Annotated in this window: 4 protein-coding genes; all 4 read right to left on the reverse strand. The window is 72.8% G+C overall.

Annotated elements, in window-relative coordinates; translation table 11 throughout:
- Window positions 1-566: 566 nt before the first annotated feature.
- The gene (locus NHG27_RS18760; RefSeq protein WP_193718999.1) at window positions 567-1754 is read right to left on the reverse strand and encodes a resuscitation-promoting factor; all 1188 of its coding nucleotides are present in this window, start codon (window positions 1752-1754) and stop codon (window positions 567-569) included.
- Between the two features lie 138 nt (window positions 1755-1892).
- Window positions 1893-2822 carry a TatD family hydrolase gene (locus tag NHG27_RS18765; protein WP_497017332.1) on the reverse strand — a complete coding sequence of 310 codons (930 nt, stop codon included), beginning with the start codon at window positions 2820-2822 and terminating at the stop codon, window positions 1893-1895.
- Window positions 2823-2824: 2 nt separating this feature from the next.
- Window positions 2825-4471 carry a methionine--tRNA ligase gene (metG, locus tag NHG27_RS18770; protein WP_497017333.1) on the reverse strand — a complete coding sequence of 549 codons (1647 nt, stop codon included), beginning with the start codon at window positions 4469-4471 and terminating at the stop codon, window positions 2825-2827.
- A 73-nt stretch (window positions 4472-4544) separates the two neighbouring features.
- A complete protein-coding gene (locus tag NHG27_RS18775; protein ID WP_497017334.1) occupies window positions 4545-5786 on the reverse strand; it encodes a PQQ-dependent sugar dehydrogenase in 1242 nt (413 codons plus the stop codon).
- Window positions 5787-5893: the final 107 nt, after the last annotated feature.

Here is a 5893-nt window from a genome sequence, read left to right on the forward strand (position 1 = left end):
GTCGCACCGGCGACCAACGGCCACCGGCGACGCCGCGCAGCAGTGGCAGTGGAAGAGGAAGGGGCGGAAGCATCAGCCTCGACGCCCGTCGAAGGATTGGGGGCAGTGGCGCTGGCCGCGTGAGCGGTCCGGTTCAGGGGGTTCTTCACTCGAGTCCAGTCGTCGAGCCTCCCGGGCACGGAGTTCGGGCGACGCGGGGCGCCACCAGCGGTCCCGCTGCTCCGAGGAGCGTCGGGGCGAGGCGCCCGAGGGCGTCCCACCGCTGGTTCCGAAACGACCGATCCGGCTGTCGTTGTCTGCCGACGGCCCGATGGTCGGGGCCACAGCAGGACGCGCACCCTCCGGTCCTGGAGCACCCGGCGATGAGCGGGTGCGGCACCCGCAGATCAGCGGGTGGCGACAGGACGGGCAGCAGCGCGCGACAGTTGACCGTAACCGATCCGTTATCGGGTGCCAACCCTGCGACACGCGTGACGGCGCCCCTCTGTCCGGTTTTCACCTCCTATGTCATAGGCGACGAGGGCTCTCGGAGGGTGAAACCTTCACATGTCCCGGGGGCCAGCGACCTAGTACCAGCCCTTGGACTGCGAGTGGCCCCAGGCGCCGCACGGCGTGCCGTAGCGGTTCTCGATGTAGCCCAGCCCCCAGGTGATCTGCGTCGCCGGGTTGGTCCGCCAGTCGGCCCCCGCGCTCGCCATCTTGGACCCAGGGAGGGCCTGCGGGATCCCGTAGGCACCGCTCGACCGGTTCTCCGCGGTCGCGTTCCACCGGCTCTCCTTCATCCAGAGCAGGTCGAGGCACGCGAACTGGTCGTCACCCCACCCGCGCTGGGCGGCGAGGGACTTGGCGATCGCCTTGGAGGAACCCGGGTCGACCTTGATCGTCGAGGGGTCGAGCGTGCCCACGACCACGACCTCGGTCCGGGGTTCGCGGACGACCGTCCGCTCCAGCACGGTCCGCGAGACCTCGGCGCCGCCGACCGTCTGGATCTCGTACGTGGTGATCGCCTCGCCGACCCGGCCCGACGTCCGGACGTTCCGCTGCCCCTGCGGGAGGTAGGGATCCTTGACCTCCTCCGTGGCGAACGGCAGAGATTCCGTGACGGTCGCCGCACCCTGCGCGGCGCGAGTCACGAGGACCAGCATCCCGTCGACCGCCGCCGCCCCGAGGGGCACCGACACCGCGTCCCCCTCCGACAGGACGATGCCCGCGTGGTCGAGGACCGCCTGGACGGAGGCCTCCGCGGTCGTGGCCGAGACGATCCCGCCGTCGACCGCGACGTGGACGGTCTTGAGGGTCGACACGCGGATCTGCTCGCGCCCGAGCGACTGCGAGCGCGACACCGAGGTCCTGGCCCCCTCCGCACGCGGACCGAGGGCGCTGACGAGCTCGCCCACGGTGCTCGCGGTCGTGACGAAGGTCTGGGGCTCGCCGTCCAGCTCGAGCGAGACCTCCCTGCTCGTGCGCACGACGATCGTCCCGCCGTCGCTCGCCGAGGAGGAGGCCGAGGGCTCGACGAGGTCGCCGTCCTTCACGTCGATCTTCTGGAACGCCAGCAGGTCACCGACCGTGGAACCGTAGGCGCTCACGGTGCGCACCTCGCCGTCGAGGTCGATCGTCACGGACTTGTGGGACAGCGCGAACACACCGGTCGCGCCGACCACGGTCGCGAGGATCGCGGCCTGCGCGACGAGACGCTTCCTGCCCGTCAGGGAGTCCCTGGGGGCACCCGCACGACCGACCACGTGAACCATCCGTTCTGCTCTCTGCCCGGCCCGTCGATGCTTCCGGGCATCACGGACATGCAGACCGTAATGGATACGCCGCGTCGGGGGGAAGTCCGTCCGGCGCGTCGGCCCCGCAGGGGCACGCGGGTTCCGGGCCCGCCGGGGTCACCAGGGGCCGTAGACCTGCTCGGCGGTCGCGCTGAGTCGCGTGCACACGTCGACGAGCGGCACGTCCGTGACCTCGGCGACCTTCCGGACGGTGTGCGGCAGGAGGTAGGGCGCGTTGGGCCGCCCACGGTACGGGTGGGGCGTCAGGTACGGGGCGTCCGTCTCGACGAGCACCTGGCCCAGGGGGACGGCGGCGAGGGCCGCACGCAGCTCGTCGTTGGCACCGAACGTCAGGGGCCCGGCGAACGACAGGTACCAGCCCTGCGCCGCGCACAGCCGCGCCATCTCGGAGTCCCCCGAGAAGCAGTGGAAGACCGTCCGCTCGGGCGCGCCGTCCGCGAGCAGGACCTCGATGACCTCGGCGTGCGCGTCGCGGTCGTGGATCTGGAGCGGGAGCCCGAGCTCCTTGGCGAGCGCGACGTGCGCGCGGAACGCCTCCCGCTGGACGTCCGCGCCCTCTGGACCCGTGCGGAACAGGTCCATGCCGGTCTCGCCGATCGCGCGGATGCGGTCGTTGCCCCGTGCGAGCGCGGCGATCTCCGCGATCGCGTCGTCGAGCCCGACGGCGTGGCGCGCCTGCGGGTCCGGCGTCAGCCCGTCGGGGCCCACCTCGGTCACGCCGGCGTGCAGGGTCGCCTCGTTGGGGTGGATCGCGATCGCCCCGACCAGCGCCCGGTGCTCACGCACCAGCGCGTCGGTCCGGCGGGCCGCAGGCAGGTCGCAGCCGACCTGGACCATGCGGTCCACCCCGACCCGGGCCGCGTCCTCGACGTGCTGCTCGACCGTCGGGACGACGACGGGACGCCCCTCCTCGTCGACCTCGGGCAGGACGTCCGCGATCGACTCGAGGTGCGTGTGGTCGTCGACCACGGGCACGGGCAGCCGCTCGGGGGCGGGCGGCCACCCGCGCTCACGCTTGCGTGCCACGGTCAGGACACCTCGGTGACCGGGTCCTCGAGGCGCGGGAACAGCGACGCACCCTTGGTGACCGTGGTGCCGGCGGGCAGCGCACCGAAGCGCGCGGCGCCGTCGACCGGCTGGACCGCGAGCGCACCGAGCGGCGCCTCGGCGCCGAGCGAGGCCCAGAGCGCCTGGGCGGCCTTCGGGGTGATCGGGTGCAGCAGCACCGCGAGCGAGCGCAGGGCCTCGGCGGCCGTGACGAGGATCGTGGCGAGGCGCCCCTCCTGGATCCAGGTGGCATCGGGCGCCGTGCCGTCACGTTCCTCGTCGAGCTTGGCGACCTTCCACGGCTCCTGCTCGGTGAGGTACAGGTTCGTGGCGTCGACCAGCGTCCACACCGCGTTGATGGCCTCGTGGATCGCGAGCGCGTCGATCGCCTTCTCGGCTGCCTGGACCGCCTGCGCGGCGACCTGCTCGAGCGCCTGCTCGGCCGGGCCCGCGGGGCCCGCCTGCGGGAGCACGCCGCCGTAGTACTTGCCGACCATGGCCGCGACGCGCGAGGCCAGGTTGCCGAACCCGTTCGCAAGCTCCGCGTTGTAGCGGGCCGAGAGGTCCTCCCACGAGAACGACCCGTCCTGGCCGAACGCGATGGCGCGCATGAAGTAGTAGCGGAACGCGTCGGACCCGAAGTGGTCGATGATCTGGCTCGGCGCGATGCCCGTGAGCTTCGACTTGCTCATCTTCTCGCCGCCGACCAGGAGCCAGCCGTGCGCGAACACGGTCTTGGGCAGGGGCAGGCCCGCCGCCATGAGCATCGCGGGCCAGATCACCGCGTGGAAGCGCAGGATGTCCTTGCCGACCAGGTGCACGTTCGCGGGCCACGTGGCCGCGAACTTGGCCTGCTGCTCGGGGTCGTCGCTGTCCAGCCCGACGGCGGTCGCGTAGTTGAGCAGCGCGTCGAACCACACGTAGAGCACGTGCGTGGTGTCCCACGGGATGGGGATGCCCCAGTCGAAGGTGTTGCGCGAGATCGACAGGTCCTGCAGACCACCCTTGACGAACGCGAGCACCTCGTTGCGTGCGCTGGCGGGCTGGACGAACTCGGGGTGCGCCTCGTAGAGCGCGAGCAGGCGGTCCTGGTACGCGCTCATCTTGAAGAAGTAGTTCTGCTCGGAGAGCATCTCCACGGGCTTGCCGTGGATGGGGCAGAGCTTCTGGCCCTCGTGCTCGCCCGTGCCGTCGATCAGGTCGCCCGGGAGCTTGTACTCCTCGCAGCCCACGCAGTACGGGCCCTCGTACGAGCCCGCGTAGATCTCGCCCTTGTTGTACAGGTCCTGGATGAAGGCCTGTACGCGCTCGGTGTGGCGGGGCTGGGTGGTGCGGATGAAGTCGTCGTTGAGCGCGTCGAGCGTGTGCAGGACGGGCTTCCACGAGCTCTCCACCAGGCGGTCCGCCCACTCCTGGGGGCTCACGCCGTTGGCCTCTGCGGTGCGCATGACCTTCTGCCCGTGCTCGTCCGTCCCCGTCAGGAACCACACCGGCTCCTGGCGCTGGCGGTGCCAGCGGGTGACGACGTCGGCCGCGACCGTCGTGTACGCGTGCCCGATGTGCGGGGCGTCGTTCACGTAGTAGATCGGGGTCGTGAGATAGAAGGTCTCCGAGGCTGCGTCAGGCATGGTCCTCATCGTAGTTGTCCCGGCCCCGCTGCCGCGCCGCTGTCCGCGGACCGCGCCGCGGGCGACCACCACCTCAGCCCGTCGCCAGGTCGACCCGCAGCAGGTGGTCGTCGCCCGCGGACGGGCTCCCGCGGCCGTCCGTCTCGTTCGTCAGGACGAGCAACGACCACGGCACGTCCGGGTCCGTGGCCCCGGCAGGGACCGGGACGACGGCCCGCAGCCGCCCCCACTCCCCCGTGAGCAACGCCTGCGGCTCGCCGAAGCCTGCGGGCCGGGCTCCGTCGTCGGGCCCCTGGTCCTCGCCCCACGCGAAGGGGACGCGCCACAGGCGCTCCCCGCGCAGCCCCGCGACGTAGACCCCGTCACCCAGGACCGCGAGGCCGCTCGGGCTCGCCTCCGACGTGGGCCAGGTCGCGATGGGGTCGACGAACGCCGTGCCGTCCGGCGCGGTCGCGGCACCGGCAGTGCCCTCGCGCTCGGGCCAGCCGTAGTTGCCGCCCGGCACGATCACGTTGACCTCGTCGAGAGTGTTCTGCCCGAACTCGCTCGCGAACATCCGCCCCGTCGCGTCCCACCCCAGGCCCTGCACGTTGCGGTGGCCCAGGCTCCACACGCGCGAGCCGTCCGGGTTCCCCGGCGCCGCCTCGCCGTCGAGCGTGACCCGCAGGACCTTGCCCGCGAGGGAGTCCGGATCCTGCGCGGCGTCCGGCTCGCCCGCGTCACCGGTCGCGACGTACAGGAACCCGTCGGGGCCGAACGCGACCTGGCCACCGTTGTGGTTGCTCGCCTTCGGGATACCGCCCACGACCGTCGTCAGCCCACCCAGCTCGGCCGTGGCGGGGTCGAGGGCCCCGCGCAGCACCTCGTTGCCGTCCTCGCCGGTCCGGTAGACCACGACGGTCCCGTCCGCGGAGAACGTCGGCGCGACCGCGATGCCCAACAGGCCCCCCTCGCCGCCGTGGTCGGTCCCGTCCGCGAGCGCCTCGGCGCCCGGGCCAGTGACCGTGGCGGTCGTGCCCCCGGCCAGGTCGAGCAGGGTCACGGTCCCCTCGTCGCGCGAGGTCACCAGCAGCCGCCCGTCGGGGAGCGCCGTGAGGCCCCAGGGAGACGCCAGCTCGTCGACGACCGCGGTCGCGGTCGCGCGGACCGACGGGACCACCGTGATCAGCGCCGCTCCCGGAGTCCCCGGCGGGGTGGCCGTCGGGGTCGGCGGGGTCGGCGTCACCACGGTCGGCCCGGGGGCGGGGCCGCCCGAGCACGCGGCCACGAGGCCGAGCGCCGCCACGAGCAGCACGACGGACACCTTCTGCCTCACGGGCGCCTCCCCTCCGGGACGGGTCCGCTCATCGTCGCAGCGATCGTCCGCTGCGGCACGCGACGGTCGGGTCCGCAGGCCCGACGGCGGGGCGCACCCGGGCGCGC

This window comes from Oerskovia sp. 140933 (assembly GCF_059651515.1).

Coding starts and splice junctions, on each gene's coding strand:
- NHG27_RS18760 (WP_193718999.1), bottom strand. CDS start 1,754: ATGGTTCACGTGGTCGGTCGTGCGGGTGCCCCCAGGGACTCCCTGACG.
- metG (WP_497017333.1), bottom strand. CDS start 4,471: ATGCCTGACGCAGCCTCGGAGACCTTCTATCTCACGACCCCGATCTAC.